This is a genomic window from Cellulophaga sp. 3_MG-2023, assembly GCF_030546975.1.
Lineage (GTDB): Bacteria > Bacteroidota > Bacteroidia > Flavobacteriales > Flavobacteriaceae > Cellulophaga.
The window spans coordinates 164,114-182,310 of record NZ_JAUOPS010000004.1; the positions used below are offsets into that span (position 1 = coordinate 164,114).

Consider the following 18,197-nt stretch of genomic DNA (forward strand, 5'->3'; position numbering starts at 1 on the left):
GGTTATGAGTTATTATCTTGTTTTCTACTTTCAAACTTTTTACGATAATGTCTTCTAAAAAAGAACATACCAATAGAAATTACAGCAAAAAAAGCAAATAAATAAAAGTCTTGCCCTGCTCTCCAAAGTGTATACATTTTTACAGATGCTAGTATAGCCACTACCAAATATAAAACCTCTGTATACTTTAAAATTTTCATCATATCTCCTCGTCTTTTATTGTTTTTAAGCCTGTTGTTTTGTGTGCATTTACTTGTTTTAAATCTTTATCAGAATCAAACCCTTCGCCATACATTACAGATTCATCTTCAGGGTTTATAAACTCAAATTTTTCCTGAGTAAAAATCCATTTATTAACCTGATCATAAAACAACTGTGGTGTTTTAAATTGCTTACCGTCATGTGTATGTATTACAACATTACCTCGTAAACTTATTAATTTTGTAGAAGAATAACTAATACCGTAATCTGCAGTTATTGTGCTTTTCTGGTTTTTATCATCAAAAAACTCCACTTGCAACCCCTTTGGAAAAACCTCTTTTGGAAATGTAAGGTTATTAAAATCTTCCCTAACTGGAGCTGTTAACACTGCCATAACCCTAGTAGTTACTTCTTTTTCATTTTTTACAGGATCTTTAGTTTCTGTATAAGTAAACACCAAATCATTGGCAATCCCTTGCGGGTAGACTAATTTAGTTGCCTCTACACCAACACGCTTGTAATTATCTTTACACGAAAAAAGCATTGCCATAAAACAAATTATGGCAATGCTCTTTAAAAATTTATATGTATTTATTGTGATCATCTTATAGGTTAGGCACCTTTACACTACCACCAACCCAACACTTAAAGCTAACTGTTTTGCCCTGCATGTTGTTAGAGAAAATATCTGTTTTTGTTGGCGCTCTCTGTACATATCTACTAGCAGCTGATTTTGCAGCAGAACCTAAAGAAGGATCTACTCTACCCGCTTTTCTAGCTAATTCTGCAGCTTTCCAATTTACAGCTAATTTCTCAAACTTAGTAGATCCACAAGAGTTTGCACTACTAGACACTAAGCTAGCCATAAGTAAATAAGCTTTACCATTTGATGGGTTTGCTTGTAATGACTTGTTAGCATATTTGTAAGATGTAGACTTACTAATTCTGCTATATCTAGCAGCAATTTTATATAAAATATCTGCTTTTTTATAAGAATCCGTTTCTAACTCACTAGCTTTTGTAAAATCTGCTAAAGCACCCTTGTTATCTCCTGACTTTAATTTTAAAGAAGCTGAGTATAAGTAAGCACTTGCAGATGGCTCCATTGCCAATTGCTTTTCAAATAATTTTTTAAACATTGGAGAATCTAAACAATCTTTAGAGTACATTCTTCCTACCGCTCTTTTTACCCACTTAAGGTCATTTTGCTTAGCCTCAAAGTTTTTCTCGTATAATGGTATTAAGTTTTCACAGTTAGCTAAATCCCCTAATTTAGAGTCTATACTACCAGATACTTTACCGTAATTACCAGAGTTTGCACTGTAAACTCTTAAGTTATTAGCTTCTTTTTTAGTAATTGTACCAGCATCTTCTTTAGCCAATAATGTACTAATTTTAGCAGTTAAAGCTTTGTTATCTTCTTCAATCTTTTCTGTTACATCATCATATACATCAAAAACAGTTTGTAACTCCTCTTTACCAGCTTTATGCAAGTTTACAAGGCTAGAAAAATATAAGTATAATGCTTTTACACTTTTAAAGTTAGCTCTGTCTTCCGTAAAAGCCTTACCTAATTCAGCATAATCCTCTTCATCAGTAGACATTTTGTTATCATACTTTAATAACTGCTTGTCTATTATAACTTCTGCCTTAGATGTTTTTGTAGGATAGTATTTAATATAATTGTCATACAACCCTAATAACATATTTATAAACTCAGTTTTTTCTGCTCCAGAGGCATTTTTTATTTTATGCTTTAAAATACGCTCTCCGTACTGAAAGTTTGCTTGATGATGATCTGGGCATGCATCATAAACCTTTTTCCAAGGCCCGTATGCAGCATCATAATTTTTAACTTTTGCATCCTGCGCATATAATTGAAAGTTATTTTTACATTCTGACTTATCAACTGTAGCAGCAGCTGTTTCCTGAGCATAGCTTACACCCATAACGCTTATAAAAGCAATCGCTATAAAGTAAAGTTTCTTTTTCATCTTAATTGGTTTTTATTATTAATGGTTATAAACTCTTTTTAATTTATTGTTCTCTTACCAAACCACTTGGCATTTAGAGATATTCCAAGGTTAACTTTAAAATAGTTTTCCTGAATTAGGTCTGCACTTGTTGTTCCTCTTTTTCCAATTTCAAATCCAATATTTATGTTAGAAAAAGGATCGTTTGGTGCGTTCATTGGTAAACCTAATCCAAAAGTTATGCCAAAGTCTTTTATGTCTTCATTATTAACAACCATACCAGAGTTAACAAACTTAGCTCCTGCCCTGTAAGTTACTCTCTTAAAGTAATTTGTAAAAGATGTGTAGTCTGGTGTATAAAAACCTCCAAATGCAATTCTAGATGCATCTTCATATTCTAAATTATCAACTGCAAAAAATGGAGCTGTATAATCTTCAAACTTCTGAGCTCCGTATTCTGCTCCAAAAAACCATTTTCTGTCTTGACCAAAACCCAAACCAACTGTAGTTGTTGTTGGTATTGTTACTCCTCTACTTGCTAAACCAACGTTGTCTAAATCTACATCTATAGTTTCTATCTCTTGTCCTGTACTAGAAGAAAAAGACCCAATAGTTTTTGTGTTATCTGATGATAAGTTATTTTGTGTTTCTACACCAAAATAAGTATTCATTCTAATTTTATCTGTAAGCATTGGAGTATAGTTTGCAGATATTTTAAAGTTAGCACCATTAACTTTAGATTCTCTAAAATCAAAAGTACCGTATTGTACATCTTCTACATCTTGCACTCTTCTGCTTTCTACAACACCAAAGTAATAGTTTGCTGTAATACCAACACTTAAATCTTCAATAATTTTACCCCCTAAAGAAAAGAAAACAGAATTTACACCGCCTTCACCAGAATATACATTTGTAATTTCTCCATTATCTGCGGTGCTAAATGTATTTTCAACCTCATAACCTGCAGAAGTAAATGGTTTTATACCAAAACCAAGTCCTAGTTTACCTAAAACAATTGGAAAACCAATAGCTAAATAATCTAAATTTGTTACAGAAGAGTTTTGAGAACCACCTGTACTTTTTAGACTTAATTCTTTTCTAGATAAAGATGCCGTGTAAGTTGTTCTTCCTAGTAAACCGTAAGCTGCTGGGTTATTTAGGTTCACGTGTATACTATCTGCATACATACTTATACCACCCATCATTTGATTTTCTACTGATCCTATAGATCTTAAATCACCTATTCCAAAGTAAGAATAAGGAGAAACTGTGCCGTTTTGAGCATAAATAGTACCTGCCATACAGCATACTATTGCAATAATTATTTTTCTTATCATTTAGTCTTTGTTGTATTCCAGCAAATAATTAAGTCCGTCTAGGAGAAAATTGGAATGCGCAAATATGGTATTTTTTAATCGTTTTGACAAAAAATGAGCGTCGCCGCCTGTTAAAATAACTGTTAAATCTGCAAATCTAACCTTATATTCTTTAATAACACCATCAATTTCTAAACAAATTCCGTGAATTACGCCACTTTTCATGCTAGATATTGTAGAATCACCAATTAACTGTATTTCACCTTCTTTATCTAATAATGGCAAATTAGCTGTTTGGTTATGCATTGCTTTAAACCGCATTGCTATTCCCGGAGAAATTGCACCACCAAGATATTCTCCTTTTTCATTTATAAAATCATATGTAACACAACTACCCGCATCTATAACCAATGTATTTTTTCCTGTATATTGATAAAATGCCGCTGTAGCCAATGCTATACGGTCTACACCTAACGTTTTTGGTGTGCCGTACAAGTTTTTAAAAGGTATTTTGGTTGATGCGCTTAATGTGTGCACATTGCAATACACCGCAAGTTTGGTTATTTGTTCTTCTCCCAATGCTCCTACAGATGATACAATGGCATCTTTAATATCCGGAAATGCTAAAAATGTCTTTTGTACCTGGTCTAAAAAACTATTTAGTTTTATTGAATCAAAATAAACTTGTTCCTTTCCTTTATAAACCGCCAGTTTTACTGAGGTATTACCTGCATCTACAATTAAATTCATTTTACAAATATTATAAAATTTAAAAAAATAAAATCTTTTTTTATTTTTTGTTTGGATATACGAAAATAGCTCTTATATTTGCACCCGCTTAACGGCATGGTGCCTTAGCTCAGTTGGTAGAGCAATGGACTGAAAATCCATGTGTCCCTGGTTCGATTCCTGGAGGCACCACTTTAAAAACCCGATCAGAAATGTTCGGGTTTTTTCTTTTTTATACCCTATGCAACAACACTTTATCTATTTTCTTTACAGTAAATCTATTGATAGATTTTATATTGGAAAAACTTACAACCTTAAAAATAGGTTAATTCTGCACCAAGAACAGCATTACAAACATAGCTTTACTAAAAGCGCTAAAGATTGGAAAATTGTATTCTGAAAAAAATATTGATTGAAAAAGTTATCTTTAATTTAAGTTTATTAACCCTGAACGTTATTTTAATTTTATTGGTTTTATAACAAAACACAAAATCTTATCTTTACCTAAAATATGCATACTTGTGATTAAAAAACTTACATTACTTTTTTACCTTTTTCTGCTGGTTCCGCTTTTAAGTACTGCACAACCAACTATAAAAAAACTACTTAAAAAGCATAATAAAGAAAGTATACCATACATTACATTAGATTCCCTTTTAACCAAAAAAGAGTATGTTTTACTAGACACCAGAGAAGAGAAAGAATACAACGTTAGCCACATTAAAGATGCTATTTGTGTTGGTTATGATTTTTTTAATATTGAAAAAGTAACATCAACAATAAAAAATAAAGACACAGAAATAGTAGTTTATTGCTCTATTGGTATAAGATCTGAAGATGTTGGAGAAAAACTAGCTGCAGCTGGCTACACTAACATTAAAAATCTTTACGGAGGTATTTTTGAATGGAAAAACAAAAACAATCCTGTTTACTCTAAAGACAGCCTAGAGACAAACAAAATACATACACACAGTAAGTATTGGTCTAAATTAGTGACCAATGCCGAGAAAATTTATTAATTATATTTTGAAAAAATTGAATAAAAACTTACTGTTAATTTTTACCCGTAACCCAGAATTAGGAAAATGCAAAACTCGTTTAGCTGCAAAAACGGGAGATAAAACTGCATTGGATATTTATAAATTTTTATTAGACCATACAGTTTCTGTTACGCAAAACTTAAAAAATATAGACAAGCAGGTTCATTATTCTGTTGCCATAAGAGAAAACGACATCTGGGACGCCAGCATTTATAATAAAAAATTACAAAATGGCGACGATCTTGGTATACGTATGGAAAATGCTTTTAAGCAGGGGTTTGCAGATGGTTACCAAAACATAATAATTATTGGTAGTGATATGTATGATATTACAAAAGCAGATCTAGAAAATGCTTTTAAGCAGTTAAATAAAAATAACTTTGTTATTGGTCCTGCAACAGATGGCGGCTACTATTTATTAGGAATGAAAAAACTTAATTCAGCTATTTTTGAAAACAAAAAATGGGGTACTGACACTGTTTTAAAAGACACATTAAATAATTTAAAAGACGAAAAAACAATTTTATTAGAAGCTAAAAACGATGTTGATTACTATGAAGATATAAAAGACATTGATGCTTTTAAACCTTTTTTAAAAAATATATAAAATGATTAAACAAGAGATTGAAGATTCTGTAGCGTATTTACAAAACAAAGGATTTAATGCCCCAGAAATTGGAATAGTTTTAGGTACCGGCTTAGGCAACTTAGCTAACGAAATAGAAAATCCTATTGAGGCTCATTATAACCATATTCCTTTTTTCCCATTAGCAACAGTAGAGTTTCATTCTGGTAAACTTATTTACGGCACATTACAAGGTAAAACTGTTGTTGTTATGCAAGGACGTTTTCATATGTATGAAGGGTACGACTTGCAAGACGTTACCTACCCAATACGCGTTATGCATAAACTTGGAATTAAAAAGCTTTTTATATCTAATGCTGCTGGTGCAATAAATCTAGATTTTAAAAAGGGCGATATGATGTTGCTAGAAGATCACATTAATCTTTTAGGAGGCTCTCCACTTGCTTTTAAAGGAGTTTCACAGTTTGGAGAACGTTTTGTAGACATGGGTAACCCTTACGATACAGAAATGACTAATACCTTAAAAAACATTGCTAAAAAAGAAGGTATTACATTACACTCTGGTGTTTATGCTGCTGTACTTGGACCTCAACTAGAGACAAAGGCAGAATATAGAATGTTAAAAATTATTGGAGCAGATGCCGTAGGTATGAGTACCGTACCAGAAGTAATTGTAGCAAACCATTTAAAATTACCTATAATTGCCGTTTCTGTACTAACAGATGAGTGTGACCCAGATAATTTAGCAACTGCAGACATTAAAGAAATAATTAAAATAGCAGGAGAAACAGAACCAAAAATGATTAAACTTTTTAAAGAGCTAATTAAAACTCTGTAAGTTTTAAAGCTTAAAAAGGACAAACTATAAAAATACATTTTGAAAATGGTTTATAAAATATCTGCGGTAGCTGCATTTTTATCAATAATAGGGTTCTTTTATTTTGGGTCTACACCTAAAATTATAGAAGAAAATTTTAGCGAGGTACCTAGTCACCAAAAATGGAATACATTATTACAAAAAAATGTAAACTCTAATGGCGATGTTAATTATAAGGCTTTTGTAAATGATAAAAAAGAACTAGAAGCTTACCTAACACTATTGCAAAAAAATGCTCCTGCTAAAAATTGGTCTAAAAACCAAAAATTAGCTTATTATATAAACCTTTACAATGCTGGGACAGTAAAATTAATTATAGACAACTACCCTACTAAAAGCATTAAAGACATTAAATCTCCTTGGGATAAAGATGTTGTTGCCATTGGCGACAAAATGTATTCTTTGGGCTATGTAGAACACAAGGTTTTGCGCAAAATGAACGAACCTCGCATACATTTTGCTATAAATTGCGCATCTTACTCTTGTCCTAAACTAGTTAATAAAGCCTTTTTAGCAGATACTATGGACGCACAATTAGAAACTGCTGCTTTAGATTTTATTGCTGATAAAAAACGAAACATCATTAACACGAATAAAGTAGAATTGTCTGAAATTTTTAAATGGTTTAAGAGCGATTTTACAGAGAACACAACTTTAATTGGCTTTATAAACAAATACTCCTCTACACAAGTAAAAGATAACGCCAAGGTTAAATATATTGATTATAATTGGAGCTTAAATGAAGCAAAATAAGCTAAGCATTATAATACCCGTTTTTAATGAAGAGGCATCTATTGCCAAACTAATTAAAGAGATTAACACACGTAGCACCTTTAAACAAATAGATGAAATAATAGTTGTAGATGGTGGTAGTACAGATAATACTACCACTGTTGCTACTACTTTAAATGTAACTGTTATTTCTTCAGAAAAAGGACGCGCCAAGCAAATGAATGCAGGTGCAAAAGTAGCCAATGGTGATATTCTCTATTTTTTACACGCAGACACAATTCCTCCTTATCAATTTGACTGTAAAATATTAAAAGCCATAACAGACCAAAATGCTGCTGGTAGCTTTAGAATGCAATTTGATAGTAAAAGTATTTTTCTGAAATTTTTTGCGTGGTTTACTCGTATTAATCACAAAGTATGTAGAGGCGGTGATCAATCTTTATTTATTACCAAAGATTTATTCTTTAAACTTGATGGCTTTAACGAAGAGTACATAATTTATGAAGATGGCGAGTTTATAGAACGACTATATAAAGCCACAAATTTTAGCGTAATACAAGATAAGGTAACTACATCTGCTCGTAAATACCAAGAAAAAGGAATGGTAAAATTACAATACCATTTTGGTGTTATTCACCTTAAAAAAATTTTAGGCAAAACTCCGCAGGAATTACATAATTACTACAAAAAAAATATAGCTAACTAGTTGTTTCTAGAATGATCTAGCAAAACACCTTCACTAATCCACTTTGCAAGTGCTTGTCTGTTTTCTGCAACCAATATTCTTTTTTGATCTTTTTTATTCTTAATATTCCCTATCTCTATATACGCCATAGCAGGTATGGTATTTTTAACTAAATACAAACCACTTCTATCTAAAAATGTACCTGTATAATCTCTGTTTGGCTGGTATTCTCTGTATTTAGAATCAAATGTTTTGTGAATGCTTTCTGCTAAGCGTTTACCATTACTACTTTTTTCATGATGGTAAAAGAAAACATCTATATTTTGCCCAACACTTCTACTATCTATATGTGTAACTATTAACCTTTGGTATTTACCTTTATTTTTTAAATACAAATCATTTACAGCATCTACGCGCTGCTTTAAACGCTGTACCTGGTTTAACGGAATAGTTTTATTAGGATAGCAAACCTCATCATAATCTAAGGGTAAAATTTTATCATCTCTAATTCCATCATTTTCATCTCTTATAATAATATACACTAAGGCTCCGTGTGAAATTAACTCTCTACCCAAACGCAATGTAATATCATAAGCATACTCATCTTCAGAAATTAGTTTTTTACCATATTTAGTTACGGCTCCAGGGTCTGGCCCACCGTGACCAGAAATTAAATAGTAAACAGCACCTTTAAGTTTTGTACTTTTTTGTTGCACTGTAGCGTGCTTTCTTCCAAAAATAGGATACCCATTTACTATTGCTGGTAATTTTTCTTCTCCGTCAACTTTTATAAGTCTATCTGGTATAATATAAGTTCTACCTTCGTATAAATGTTTGCCGTTTCTTAAGTTTTTTTCGTTTAAAGCAATAAAATCTGAATAATATTTAGACGGACTCATATCAAACTTACGAAGTAAGGTGTAAATACCCTCTCCTTTTTGAGCTACAACCGTTTTTTCTTTATCTTGAGAATAGAGCTGAGTAACTGCTATTACTAGCATTATACTTAAAATTGCATATTTTTTCAATATCATTAGTGGACTTTTACACAAATATTATCAAAAATACTGCCCAATTCCAAAAACTAAGCCTTTTGATGCATTTTTTGTTACACCATACCCATAATCTATCCTAAAAATTGCGTTGAAAATCTTTTTATGAATAAAACGTAAACCAACACCTGGATATACTCTTAAATTATCTGAATCTATAAAATCATCCAATTGCCCGCCTGGATTACGCCAAGTACCAGCATCTACAAATGTATTTCCTTGTAACACAAACCAATTTTTATCTGCCAGAGTATATCTGTATTCAGTATTTAAAACAATAGATCCCGTACCTCTATCTATTATATTACCAACGCCTCTTATATTTATATTATTATCTACAGAAAACGGAGCAAAAGGTGTTTCATCATTAGTAGCTAAACCTACTCGTAACCTATTAGCCCAATTACCACGTTCACCTACTCTTTTGTAGTAAACAAAGTCGTTAAAAGCAACTACAAAATTATCTAGTTCTTTTGTAGAGCTATGCACATATTGAGTATTTAAAGTACTTTTAAATCCGTCTAAATATTGATAATGATATTGTATATTACTGTATTTATAAATTGCCTTATATGAAAATTTATTTACATCTAATGCTTGTGGTACGTTTACATTAGTTGCTCCACGTATGTAGTTGTATTTTTCAGTAAAAAAATTCACACCCAAATCTAAGCTATGTCTTTGACTAAATTGATACAAGCCCAAGATTTCCACAGCTTCATTATGGTACTTGTAATCTGCGGTGCTGTTATCAAAAAAAATAGGCTCTTGTGTTTTTAAATTGTTATAGCTTACAGCCAAACCCGCTTTTGCACTAAACAAATAGGGAGCTCTAAAAAGCAAACCATAAGAGTTAAATATATCTTTCTGATAAAAACCACCTATAGTAATATTACGCCCCGTAAAATTAAACTCCTGTATACCTATCCTAAAAGCAAAATCATCATTAGAAGAAGTATACAAATTTGCAAATGGTATTATGGTAAAATTTTCTTCTACTGTAAAAACCAAATTATACGTTTTATCTACAGTATTGTTAACCAATTGAAAAGTAGCATTTGCTATTGAAGGTAATTTTTTAAGCTGATTAACAGCCTCTAAAATAGCAGTAGAATCTGTAACAGCACCTGGAGTTATTGGCACTATATTTTTTAAGAATGATACTTTGGTTTTTTTAGCTCCAACAAAACTAACATCAGCAATTTTTAGTTCTTGAGAAACTATAATTCCACAAAAAAGGAAACAAAATAAATAAATTAGTTTTTTCATAATTTAAGGAGAAAAGTCGGTTTCTGTTAATAAGTTAACCCAATTATCTTGGCTAACTGCCATTAAAGTAAAACCGTAGGTTTGTGTTTTATTTAAAGTTGGTGGTTCTTTAGTTGTAATGTTAAGCACTACATTGTCTAGTTTGTAATACTGAAACATTTTGTCATTAGTATATGTGCCCGACAAAAAGTTATTTTGATTATCTGTTACTACCTGAAAATAAATAACAGAATCTGTATACAAGCCTTCTTTCCAAGAAAAAATTGGCATTGTAGGTTCTGTTTTATCAACAGATACTGTATTAATTTTTTCTGTAGGCTTAGTAATATGTTTTAAGCGTATTGGGTTGCATATATGTGTTTTACCATCTTCTTTAAAAGACACAATAACCCATTTTTCTTCTGAAGAGTTAATTAAGAAACGCTTTATTTTTCCGTTAAAAACATTAAATATTTCAGGAGCTAACTCTGTATATGCTTCAAAATTATTTTTATCTGCAGCTATATTTTCTGTTTCAAAATACCTAAAATTGGTAGCTCCTTCTCTTGGGTAAAAAAACACATTTACTTCTCCTTGTTTGTCTCCACTAGCTGCACAAGCAATAACATTGTCTTTAACCACAGTCTCACCGTCTAAAGCAAATTTTAATGAAGATAAACTAGTTAATCCATCTTCTGAACAACCGTACGTTATCAAAATTAAAAAAAGAAGAAAATATTTTAATTTACTTAAATCCATAATATTGTTTTAAAACCAATTCCGCTGGTTTATTTTGCGGTGTAAACCTATTATCATCTTCACCACCAACCTTGTCGTGGTCTATAAACCATTTCCAAACATAGCCTCCAGCAAACCAATCCTCTGTCCAAAACATCTCTAAAATAGCTTTAGTAGCATTAGATTGTGCTTCTAAATTTACTTTGGTCTGGTTACGGTCTACCAACCAAGGTTTTTCTCCTGTAAAGTCCATACTTCTGTAACCATATTCAGTAAATAAAATTGGTTTATTTAAAGTGTTAGACATTTGTTTTAATGCCTTTTTATGTGGTTGCCATCCTGCTTTTAATTGATCTACAGTTGGGTGTTGCTCTTTAGACAAAGGAAAATATGCATCTACACCAACGTAATCTATACTTTTCCAAAAAGGAACTCTAGGATACTCATCCCAATTGGCCGCATAGGTTAACTTACCTTTATATACTTTTTTGACATCTGTTATTAATTTGTTCCAAAAATCTGGTCTATGCAGTACAAATTTTTCAAGCTCGGTACCAATACAAAAAATATCTACATTAACTTCTTCTGCTAATGCCGCGTATGTTAAGATAAAATCTGAGTACTTTTTTTCAAACTTCTGCCAATGCTCCTCTGTTTTCATTTCTAATGTGCCCGTAAACTTGCCATCTCTAATCCAAATTTGAGGCTTTAGCATTATACTCATCTTATTTTTATGTAAAATATCTACATAATGCTTTATACCATCTCTTCGTTCTCCAAACCATTGCCTGTCCGAGTTATAAATTAAATCGGGCTCATTAACATCTCTTATAAAACCAAATGGCATAACAGATGCTGCATTTGCATTTATAGCCAAAATAGGAGCTATATTTTTCTGAGTAACTTTATCTCTTGAAGAGACAAAGCTTATTCCGTTTATCTTTTTTTCTACTTGGCTATTGCATGAGAATTGCAAACAAAACAATATAAGGAGGCCTAATTTTTTCACAAACTATAATTTTAAACCTCCTAAATTAAGGTATTTAATGTTAGTGCCTAAAAAATTGCTCTTAGTCCTAAGTTAAATGTTTCACCCAGTCCTGTATTATCACCTCCAACAAAATTGGTATACAACAACTCTAAGTTAAGTGCATTTGTTAATTGGTATTTTGCTCCACCACCTAAAGCTGTGTAGTTCTGACTAAAATTATTTCCTAAATCTATACGTTGTGAGTGTTGCGCTAAAGCCAAAACCGTAAATTTATTTGCCGGAAAATAACTTAGAAAAACACCAGGAGTTAACCCTAAACTATTGTTAGCAAAGCTCTTTTCTTTGTCTCCAAAATTAAGCTCTGTGTTTAACTCTGTAAATAATTGCCACTTATCTCCAGGAAAAGTATAATCATAAAAAAACCTGTTTTGCCATATGAATCCGTTTTGATCTAAAAAAACATCGTTCTCTGTTTCATTATCTACCAAAGGAACATATAAAGAACTCTGTATAGAAAAATTACCCACAGATTCAAAAGGCACAAATTTTACAGATGGCGCAAAAGATGTTAAACCAGCTCTAGAGATACCGTCTTCACTCTTAAATTTTAAAGCATCTAAAGTTTCAGAGCCATTAATGGTATTAGAGCGTATTTTTAATATCACACCTATATTCCATCTATTGTTTTGTCCTACGCCTGTATAACCTTCTAATGTAGAGGTGAAAAATGTTTGTCTTGGCTGCTTACCGTCTGTAAATGTACTTTCTGTTTCTGTGTAGATATTATTAAACCATTTAATATCAAACTGTCCTTTTCCTATTAATTTAGATGGTGTATACTGCTGTATATTACTTTTTTGAGCATCGTCTTCATCTTCTTGGGAGTATCCTGCAAACGTAGTTAGTAAACCTAACAGTAAGGCTATTGTTTTTAATTGTTTCATATTCTTTTATTGTTGATTGTTGTTTTACTTATTTATTTTTATTGCTTATTTAGTGTCCAGTCATATGCATAAAAAGACACTTTTGCTTTAGCATCAATTTTGTCTTTTCTGTAAAGATTTACAAAGTCTATTAAAGATGTACCGTCTTGTGTAAAATCTCCTTTATACCACTCAAAAATTTGAGAAAGCTTCACCTTATTTTTATTCACCATAATAAAGCTAGGATTGTTAATGGCTATTTCTGTTTGCATTTGCAATTGATCCTCTATTATACTTGGCATATAGGCTTTGTTAATAATTGGAGGACAACCTAAACCTGCACAAACCAGTACAAAATGAAAACGCGGCTCTTTAGGAAAAACTGCACGTAGCATTTTATGCTCCATATCATTTAAAGTAAGCTCTTTGCCTGCTACAGTATGTTTTATTTTATCAAAAAAACCTGTTTTATCTAAAGGAGATTTTAACGGGTAATTTTCTACTACATTTTTTATAACACTAATATTGTAAGCATTAATCCAAAAAGCCTGATAGGTAGCAACATCACTCTTAGCTACTTTTATAGTTTTCATTTGCTCTACAAGGTTGTTTAACTCTTTAGGCGACTCTTTAATACTTTTATAAGCTACTTTACCATTCATAACATTGGTATTAAAAAAAGCATTAGCTTTAGTAAAAAAGTTGTTTGTATCTTGAGAAAAACCAGTTGCCATACTAAATAGAATAAGTAAGACCGATATTTTAATAGTATTTTTCATATTACTTTTGGTATTATTTAATAAGTGTGTCGCTGCTTTTTATTAAAACATACAACAACATCTTAATTTTATTTGAAGCAAAGAAACTTGTTAAGTATCACATTTTGATAACAAAACGAAATCAAGTTTATTCTTATTTAGAAAATATATAAATAAACTTTTCAACGTTAAGTTTAGATCTTTAAACCCGACAGACACCTTAATATTTAAAACTATGGAGCACATTGTTATTATTGGTAATGGTATTGCAGGAGTAACTGCCGCAAGACACATTAGGAAATTATCTGACAAAAAAATTACAATTATTTCTGCTGAATCTGAGTACTTTTTTTCTAGAACTGCGCTTATGTACGTGTATATGGGTCATATGAAGTTTGAACATACACAGCCTTATGAAAATTGGTTTTGGAAAAAAAACAGAATTGAACTTGTAAACGGATATGTGAACAATGTAGACCACTCCAATAAAAAGGTAGATTTAGAAAATTTATCTATTTCTTATGACAAACTAATTATTGCAACTGGCTCTAAACCTAATAAATTTGGTTGGCCAGGACAAGATTTAAAAGGTGTGCAAGGTTTATACTCTAAACAAGATTTAGAACAGTTACAAAAAAACGCTCCGGACAATAAAACTTGTAAAAGAGCTGTAATAGTTGGTGGCGGATTAATTGGTATAGAAATGGCAGAAATGCTACGCTCACGCAAAATACCTGTTACCTTTTTAGTAAGAGAAACTAGTTTTTGGAACGGTGTTTTACCAAAAGGAGAGTCTGAACTTATAAACGAACATATTTTAGACCACCACATAGATTTACGTTTAAACACCAACTTAGCAGAAATTATTGCCGATGAAAACGGGCGTGCTAAAGCTATTACTACAGATAAAGGAGAAACCATAGAGTGCACTGTTGTTGGTTTAACTGCAGGCGTATCTCCTAACATAGATTTTTTAAAGGAATCTGGTATAGAATTAGGCCGTGGTGTTAAAGCAAATAGGTTTTTAGAAACAAACATTAAAGATATTTACGCCATTGGAGATTGTGCAGAACAACACCAAAGCATAGGAAACAGAAGACCTATTGAAGCTGTTTGGTATACTGGTAGAATGATGGGCGAAACCTTAGCCCAAACCATTTGCGGCAACAAATTAGAATACAAACCGGGGCATTGGTTTAACTCTGCTAAGTTTTTAGATATAGAATACCAAACTTATGGTTGGGTTTTTAGCGAGCGTAACAAACAAGATTATGAAGCACATTTTCATTGGAGACACCCTAAAGAAAATATTTGCATAACAATTGCTTACCATAAAGACACTAAAGAGTTTTTAGGCATTAACACCTTTGGTATTCGTATGCGTCACGAGGTTTTTAACAAATGGCTTACTCAAAAAAAGGATATAGAATTTGTGCTTCAACATTTAAAAGATGCCAATTTTGACCCCGAGTTTTATAAACAATATGAAACCGAAATTTTATCAAAATACAATGCTGAATTCAACACCAATTTATCAGCAAAAAAGAAAAGTTTAAAAAGAATATTCAACATCGCTTAATCAATAAAAAAATGAAAACAATTAAATATTTAGGCCTTGTTATATTTTTAGTAGGATTGGGCATTTTTGCAGCTACTCCTTTTTTAGGAAATTTTAAACTAGACCAAAAAACCTTTGACGAAACAATTAGCAGTCAAGGTGTTAAAAGCGAACTGTTAATTAAAGATCTTGAATCTAAGTTAGTTGGTAAGGATTTTTCTAGCTCAACTTTTTTAGCTCCCGTGCTTGATGATGCTATAGACAAAGCAAATGCCACGCACATAAAAAATAAAGAATGGGGCAAAAAAACATATGCTAGTGGAGACAATATGGCGGCGGCAATTCGTAAAGCTTCTAGTTATGGTTTTATACCAGAAAACAAAGGTACAATGTGGTTTTTAACCTTTGGATTAGGTATTATTGGAGCCCTAATGTTTATACTACCTAATGTAGTTTTACTAGGCAAAAAAGGAATAAAAAATGATGGCATTTATTTAAAAAGTGCTACAAACCGTGGTATAGTTGCTTGGCTAGTTTTCTTCTTTTTAGTTAGCTTTTATATTATACTTTATTTTTATTCTGAATACGCAGTAAACTGGACATTTTTAGTAGACCCAATTAGTGAGTCTCTTAGCGGCAACCCTGCGGGCCATTGGTTTGTATATGGTTTTATGTATTGTGTAGTTATGACGGTAATGGCTGTACGTATGTACATTAAATACAGACATAATATGTACCAAATTTTTCGTACTACGTCTGTTTTATTTTTTCAGATAGTATTTGCATTCTTAATTCCAGAAATTATGGTGCGCTTGCAAATGCCGTATTATGATTTTAAAAATGCATTTCCTTTAGATTACGATTTCTTTTTTCAATGGAATTTAAAAGACCTTATTGCTAATGGTGGCATTGGTATTTTTATTCTTGTTTGGGGTATAGCTCTAACCTTGGTTATTGTACCAATAATGGTCTATTTCTTTGGTAAAAGATGGTATTGCTCTTGGGTATGTGGCTGTGGTGGTTTAGCAGAAACATTAGGAGACCCATACAGGCAGCACTCTAGCAAATCTTTATTTTCTTGGAAAGTAGAACGCTGGTTAATACACGCTGTTTTAGTTTTTGCAGTTGGGATGACGCTTATGACACTTTACAGCTTTTTTGCAGAATCTAGTACTGTTTTAGGTATAAAAACACAAACCGTACAAAACGTGTACAGCCTTTTAATAGGAGCTATTTTTGCAGGTGTTATTGGTACAGGTTTTTACCCAATTTTTGGCAACAGAGTTTGGTGTAGGTTTGGTTGTCCATTAGCTGCTTACCTAGGTTTTGTGCAACGCTTTAAATCTAGGTTTAGAATTACAACTAATGGTGGCCAGTGTATATCATGTGGTAACTGTTCTACTTACTGTGAGCAAGGAATAGATGTACGTGCATATGCGCAAAAAGGAGAAAACATTGTGCGCTCTAGCTGTGTTGGTTGTGGTGTATGTTCTGCTGTTTGTCCACGTGGAGTTTTAAAATTAGAAAACGGACCAGAAGAAGGACGTATTAACCCTACTGAAGTTTTATTAGGTAACGATGTTGACTTAATGGACTTGGTTAACAAAAAATAAATTATGTTATTCCGTTTAGTCTTAATTTCACTTGTCATATTTGCAAACCTTAATGGTGTAGATACTAAAGAATACCGTAAAGAATATTATGCCTCTGGCGTGCTAAAAGCAGAAGGATGGGTAAATAATGACAATAAAGAAGGTTTTTGGAAATTTTATAATGAGAATAAAACTCTTGCCAAACAAGGACATTACACCAATAATAAACAAGAAAACTATTGGTACTTTTACACCCCAAAAGGAACACTAGAAAAAGAAGGCCATTATAAAAACGGTGATAAAACTGGTTGGTGGCTATTTTATACTAGTGATGGTAAAATTAACCACAAATGCCAATTAGCCTATAATGTTAAAAATGGATACTGCTTAAAGTATAAAAATGAAAAGCTTTCCTCTGCCGAAAAATATAAAAATGGTAAAAAAATTAAAGAATGGTTTAGTTTTGCAGGTTTTAAAAAGGAAAACAATTTATCCGATTTAAGGTAATGACAAAAATAAACGTAATTATTCCGGCTTATAATGAAGCCGATTCTATAGGTAAAGTTATAAAAGACATACCATCAATTGTTTCCGAAATTATTGTTGTGAACAACAATTCTACAGATAACACCGTTAGTAATGCAGAAGAAGCAGGTGCTACCGTGCTTACTGAAAACAGAAAAGGATACGGTTATGCCTGTTTAAAAGGTATGGATTACATTGCAAAAAAGTCCAACAAGCCAGATATTATCGTATTTATTGACGGAGATTACTCAGATTATCCAGAAGAACTGATAAAAATTGTAGATCCCATACTAAAAAATAAAGTAGATTTTGTTGTTGGTGCCAGAACCAAAAAAGGTAGAGAAAATGGTAGTATGACACCACAGCAGGTTTTTGGAAATAAGCTTGCCACCGTGTTAATGAAAATTTTCTTTGGTGCTAATTTTACAGACCTTGGGCCATTTAGAGCCATTAAATACAATACACTTTTGGATTTAGAAATGCAAGACAAAACCTATGGATGGACCGTAGAAATGCAACTCAAAATTCTAAAGAAAAAGTTAAAATATTTAGAGGTTCCTGTACGTTATAAAAAAAGAATTGGTGTATCAAAGGTCTCAGGCACAGTAAAAGGTACTATATTTGCCGGTGTAAAGATCCTTGGATGGATATTTAAATACAGTTTTAAATAAAT

The 18,197-nt window shown here is 31.9% G+C and carries 21 protein-coding genes and 1 tRNA gene; 11 read left to right on the top strand and 11 right to left on the bottom strand.

The annotated features are described in order from the left end of the window. Window positions 1-2 precede the first annotated feature (2 nt). From Q4487_RS11995 to Q4487_RS12015, 5 genes are read right to left on the bottom strand one after another with little or no spacing between them, the layout of a single operon-like run. Window positions 3-203: a hypothetical protein gene (locus Q4487_RS11995; RefSeq protein WP_100894897.1), complete on the bottom strand. Its 201-nt coding sequence runs from the start codon at window positions 201-203 to the stop codon at window positions 3-5. After that, the gene (gene lptC / locus Q4487_RS12000) at window positions 200-751 is read right to left on the bottom strand and encodes an LPS export ABC transporter periplasmic protein LptC (RefSeq protein WP_303543083.1); all 552 of its coding nucleotides are present in this window, start codon (window positions 749-751) and stop codon (window positions 200-202) included. Before lptC ends, Q4487_RS11995 begins: the two co-directional genes overlap by 4 nt. A 55-nt stretch (window positions 752-806) precedes the next feature. Next, window positions 807-2,195, bottom strand: coding sequence for a hypothetical protein (locus tag Q4487_RS12005; RefSeq protein ID WP_303543081.1), 1,389 nt, complete (start codon window positions 2,193-2,195; stop codon window positions 807-809). 38 nt (window positions 2,196-2,233) lie between these two features. Further along, window positions 2,234-3,511: a hypothetical protein gene (locus Q4487_RS12010; protein WP_303543079.1), complete on the bottom strand. Its 1,278-nt coding sequence runs from the start codon at window positions 3,509-3,511 to the stop codon at window positions 2,234-2,236. Next, entirely contained in the window at window positions 3,512-4,240 is a 729-nt protein-coding gene (locus tag Q4487_RS12015; RefSeq protein ID WP_100894893.1) for a type III pantothenate kinase, read from the bottom strand. It lies immediately after the preceding gene. A 98-nt stretch (window positions 4,241-4,338) separates the two neighbouring features. Here Q4487_RS12015 and Q4487_RS12020 point away from each other — a divergent pair. The 7 genes from Q4487_RS12020 (at window position 4,339) to Q4487_RS12050 (ending at window position 8,160) form a co-directional block, all read left to right on the top strand. Next, window positions 4,339-4,411 (top strand) — tRNA-Phe (locus tag Q4487_RS12020). Between the two features lie 49 nt (window positions 4,412-4,460). After that, on the top strand, window positions 4,461-4,619 hold the full coding sequence (locus Q4487_RS12025; protein ID WP_303543076.1) for a GIY-YIG nuclease family protein: 159 nt from the start codon (window positions 4,461-4,463) through the stop codon (window positions 4,617-4,619). Between the two features lie 121 nt (window positions 4,620-4,740). Continuing rightward, a complete protein-coding gene (locus Q4487_RS12030) occupies window positions 4,741-5,238 on the top strand; it encodes a rhodanese-like domain-containing protein (protein ID WP_303543074.1) in 498 nt (165 codons plus the stop codon). Further along, window positions 5,219-5,866 (top strand): TIGR04282 family arsenosugar biosynthesis glycosyltransferase, encoded by a 648-nt coding sequence (locus Q4487_RS12035; RefSeq protein ID WP_303543072.1) that lies wholly within the window; start codon window positions 5,219-5,221, stop codon window positions 5,864-5,866. The genes Q4487_RS12030 and Q4487_RS12035 overlap by 20 nt, the downstream gene beginning before the upstream one ends. Before the next feature lies 1 nt (window position 5,867). Next, window positions 5,868-6,683 (top strand): purine-nucleoside phosphorylase, encoded by an 816-nt coding sequence (locus Q4487_RS12040; protein ID WP_100894890.1) that lies wholly within the window; start codon window positions 5,868-5,870, stop codon window positions 6,681-6,683. A 45-nt stretch (window positions 6,684-6,728) separates the two neighbouring features. Continuing rightward, window positions 6,729-7,475, top strand: coding sequence for a DUF547 domain-containing protein (locus tag Q4487_RS12045; protein WP_303543070.1), 747 nt, complete (start codon window positions 6,729-6,731; stop codon window positions 7,473-7,475). Next, window positions 7,462-8,160, top strand: a complete 699-nt coding sequence (locus tag Q4487_RS12050; RefSeq protein ID WP_303543068.1) for a TIGR04283 family arsenosugar biosynthesis glycosyltransferase — start codon at window positions 7,462-7,464, stop codon at window positions 8,158-8,160. The genes Q4487_RS12045 and Q4487_RS12050 overlap by 14 nt, the downstream gene beginning before the upstream one ends. Here the strand turns inward: Q4487_RS12050 and Q4487_RS12055 are convergent. Genes Q4487_RS12055 through Q4487_RS12080 form a run of 6 tightly spaced genes read right to left on the bottom strand, consistent with a single transcriptional unit; the run spans window position 8,157 to window position 13,870 of the window. After that, complete coding sequence (locus tag Q4487_RS12055; RefSeq protein ID WP_100894887.1) at window positions 8,157-9,173, bottom strand: N-acetylmuramoyl-L-alanine amidase; 1,017 nt, start codon at window positions 9,171-9,173, stop codon at window positions 8,157-8,159. The two genes, Q4487_RS12050 and Q4487_RS12055, sit on opposite strands and share 4 nt — an antisense overlap. A gap of 24 nt (window positions 9,174-9,197) precedes the next feature. After that, the gene (locus tag Q4487_RS12060; protein WP_303543065.1) at window positions 9,198-10,460 is read right to left on the bottom strand and encodes a POTRA domain-containing protein; all 1,263 of its coding nucleotides are present in this window, start codon (window positions 10,458-10,460) and stop codon (window positions 9,198-9,200) included. 3 nt (window positions 10,461-10,463) lie between these two features. Then, entirely contained in the window at window positions 10,464-11,198 is a 735-nt protein-coding gene (locus Q4487_RS12065; RefSeq protein WP_303543063.1) for a hypothetical protein, read from the bottom strand. Next, window positions 11,185-12,186: a glycoside hydrolase TIM-barrel-like domain-containing protein gene (locus Q4487_RS12070; protein WP_100894884.1), complete on the bottom strand. Its 1,002-nt coding sequence runs from the start codon at window positions 12,184-12,186 to the stop codon at window positions 11,185-11,187. Before Q4487_RS12070 ends, Q4487_RS12065 begins: the two co-directional genes overlap by 14 nt. Window positions 12,187-12,233: 47 nt before the next feature. Then, a complete protein-coding gene (locus Q4487_RS12075) occupies window positions 12,234-13,112 on the bottom strand; it encodes a hypothetical protein (RefSeq protein ID WP_303543061.1) in 879 nt (292 codons plus the stop codon). A gap of 38 nt (window positions 13,113-13,150) precedes the next feature. Next, window positions 13,151-13,870 carry a DUF547 domain-containing protein gene (locus Q4487_RS12080; protein ID WP_303543059.1) on the bottom strand — a complete coding sequence of 240 codons (720 nt, stop codon included), beginning with the start codon at window positions 13,868-13,870 and terminating at the stop codon, window positions 13,151-13,153. Between the two features lie 214 nt (window positions 13,871-14,084). Between Q4487_RS12080 and Q4487_RS12085 the strand changes: the two genes are divergently transcribed. Genes Q4487_RS12085 through Q4487_RS12100 form a run of 4 tightly spaced genes read left to right on the top strand, consistent with a single transcriptional unit; the run spans window position 14,085 to window position 18,195 of the window. Further along, the gene (locus Q4487_RS12085; protein ID WP_303543057.1) at window positions 14,085-15,428 is read left to right on the top strand and encodes an NAD(P)/FAD-dependent oxidoreductase; all 1,344 of its coding nucleotides are present in this window, start codon (window positions 14,085-14,087) and stop codon (window positions 15,426-15,428) included. 11 nt (window positions 15,429-15,439) lie between these two features. Then, window positions 15,440-17,020, top strand: coding sequence for a 4Fe-4S binding protein (locus Q4487_RS12090; RefSeq protein WP_303543056.1), 1,581 nt, complete (start codon window positions 15,440-15,442; stop codon window positions 17,018-17,020). Between the two features lie 3 nt (window positions 17,021-17,023). Continuing rightward, on the top strand, window positions 17,024-17,506 hold the full coding sequence (locus Q4487_RS12095) for a toxin-antitoxin system YwqK family antitoxin (protein WP_100894880.1): 483 nt from the start codon (window positions 17,024-17,026) through the stop codon (window positions 17,504-17,506). Next, the gene (locus Q4487_RS12100) at window positions 17,506-18,195 is read left to right on the top strand and encodes a glycosyltransferase family 2 protein (protein ID WP_100894879.1); all 690 of its coding nucleotides are present in this window, start codon (window positions 17,506-17,508) and stop codon (window positions 18,193-18,195) included. Before Q4487_RS12095 ends, Q4487_RS12100 begins: the two co-directional genes overlap by 1 nt. The last annotated feature ends 2 nt before the right edge of the window (window positions 18,196-18,197 follow it).

Bases quoted from the DNA above. Each gene is read 5' to 3' on its own strand.
- Q4487_RS11995 (WP_100894897.1), bottom strand. From the start codon at position 203: ATGATGAAAATTTTAAAGTATACAGAGGTTTTATATTTGGTAGTGGCT.
- lptC (WP_303543083.1), bottom strand. From the start codon at position 751: ATGGCAATGCTTTTTTCGTGTAAAGATAATTACAAGCGTGTTGGTGTA.
- Q4487_RS12005 (WP_303543081.1), bottom strand. From the start codon at position 2,195: ATGAAAAAGAAACTTTACTTTATAGCGATTGCTTTTATAAGCGTTATG.
- Q4487_RS12010 (WP_303543079.1), bottom strand. From the start codon at position 3,511: ATGATAAGAAAAATAATTATTGCAATAGTATGCTGTATGGCAGGTACT.
- Q4487_RS12015 (WP_100894893.1), bottom strand. From the start codon at position 4,240: ATGAATTTAATTGTAGATGCAGGTAATACCTCAGTAAAACTGGCGGTT.
- Q4487_RS12025 (WP_303543076.1), top strand. From the start codon at position 4,461: ATGCAACAACACTTTATCTATTTTCTTTACAGTAAATCTATTGATAGA.
- Q4487_RS12035 (WP_303543072.1), top strand. From the start codon at position 5,219: ATGCCGAGAAAATTTATTAATTATATTTTGAAAAAATTGAATAAAAAC.
- Q4487_RS12040 (WP_100894890.1), top strand. From the start codon at position 5,868: ATGATTAAACAAGAGATTGAAGATTCTGTAGCGTATTTACAAAACAAA.
- Q4487_RS12045 (WP_303543070.1), top strand. From the start codon at position 6,729: ATGGTTTATAAAATATCTGCGGTAGCTGCATTTTTATCAATAATAGGG.
- Q4487_RS12050 (WP_303543068.1), top strand. From the start codon at position 7,462: ATGAAGCAAAATAAGCTAAGCATTATAATACCCGTTTTTAATGAAGAG.
- Q4487_RS12055 (WP_100894887.1), bottom strand. From the start codon at position 9,173: ATGATATTGAAAAAATATGCAATTTTAAGTATAATGCTAGTAATAGCA.
- Q4487_RS12060 (WP_303543065.1), bottom strand. From the start codon at position 10,460: ATGAAAAAACTAATTTATTTATTTTGTTTCCTTTTTTGTGGAATTATA.
- Q4487_RS12065 (WP_303543063.1), bottom strand. From the start codon at position 11,198: ATGGATTTAAGTAAATTAAAATATTTTCTTCTTTTTTTAATTTTGATA.
- Q4487_RS12075 (WP_303543061.1), bottom strand. From the start codon at position 13,112: ATGAAACAATTAAAAACAATAGCCTTACTGTTAGGTTTACTAACTACG.
- Q4487_RS12080 (WP_303543059.1), bottom strand. From the start codon at position 13,870: ATGAAAAATACTATTAAAATATCGGTCTTACTTATTCTATTTAGTATG.
- Q4487_RS12085 (WP_303543057.1), top strand. From the start codon at position 14,085: ATGGAGCACATTGTTATTATTGGTAATGGTATTGCAGGAGTAACTGCC.
- Q4487_RS12090 (WP_303543056.1), top strand. From the start codon at position 15,440: ATGAAAACAATTAAATATTTAGGCCTTGTTATATTTTTAGTAGGATTG.
- Q4487_RS12095 (WP_100894880.1), top strand. From the start codon at position 17,024: ATGTTATTCCGTTTAGTCTTAATTTCACTTGTCATATTTGCAAACCTT.
- Q4487_RS12100 (WP_100894879.1), top strand. From the start codon at position 17,506: ATGACAAAAATAAACGTAATTATTCCGGCTTATAATGAAGCCGATTCT.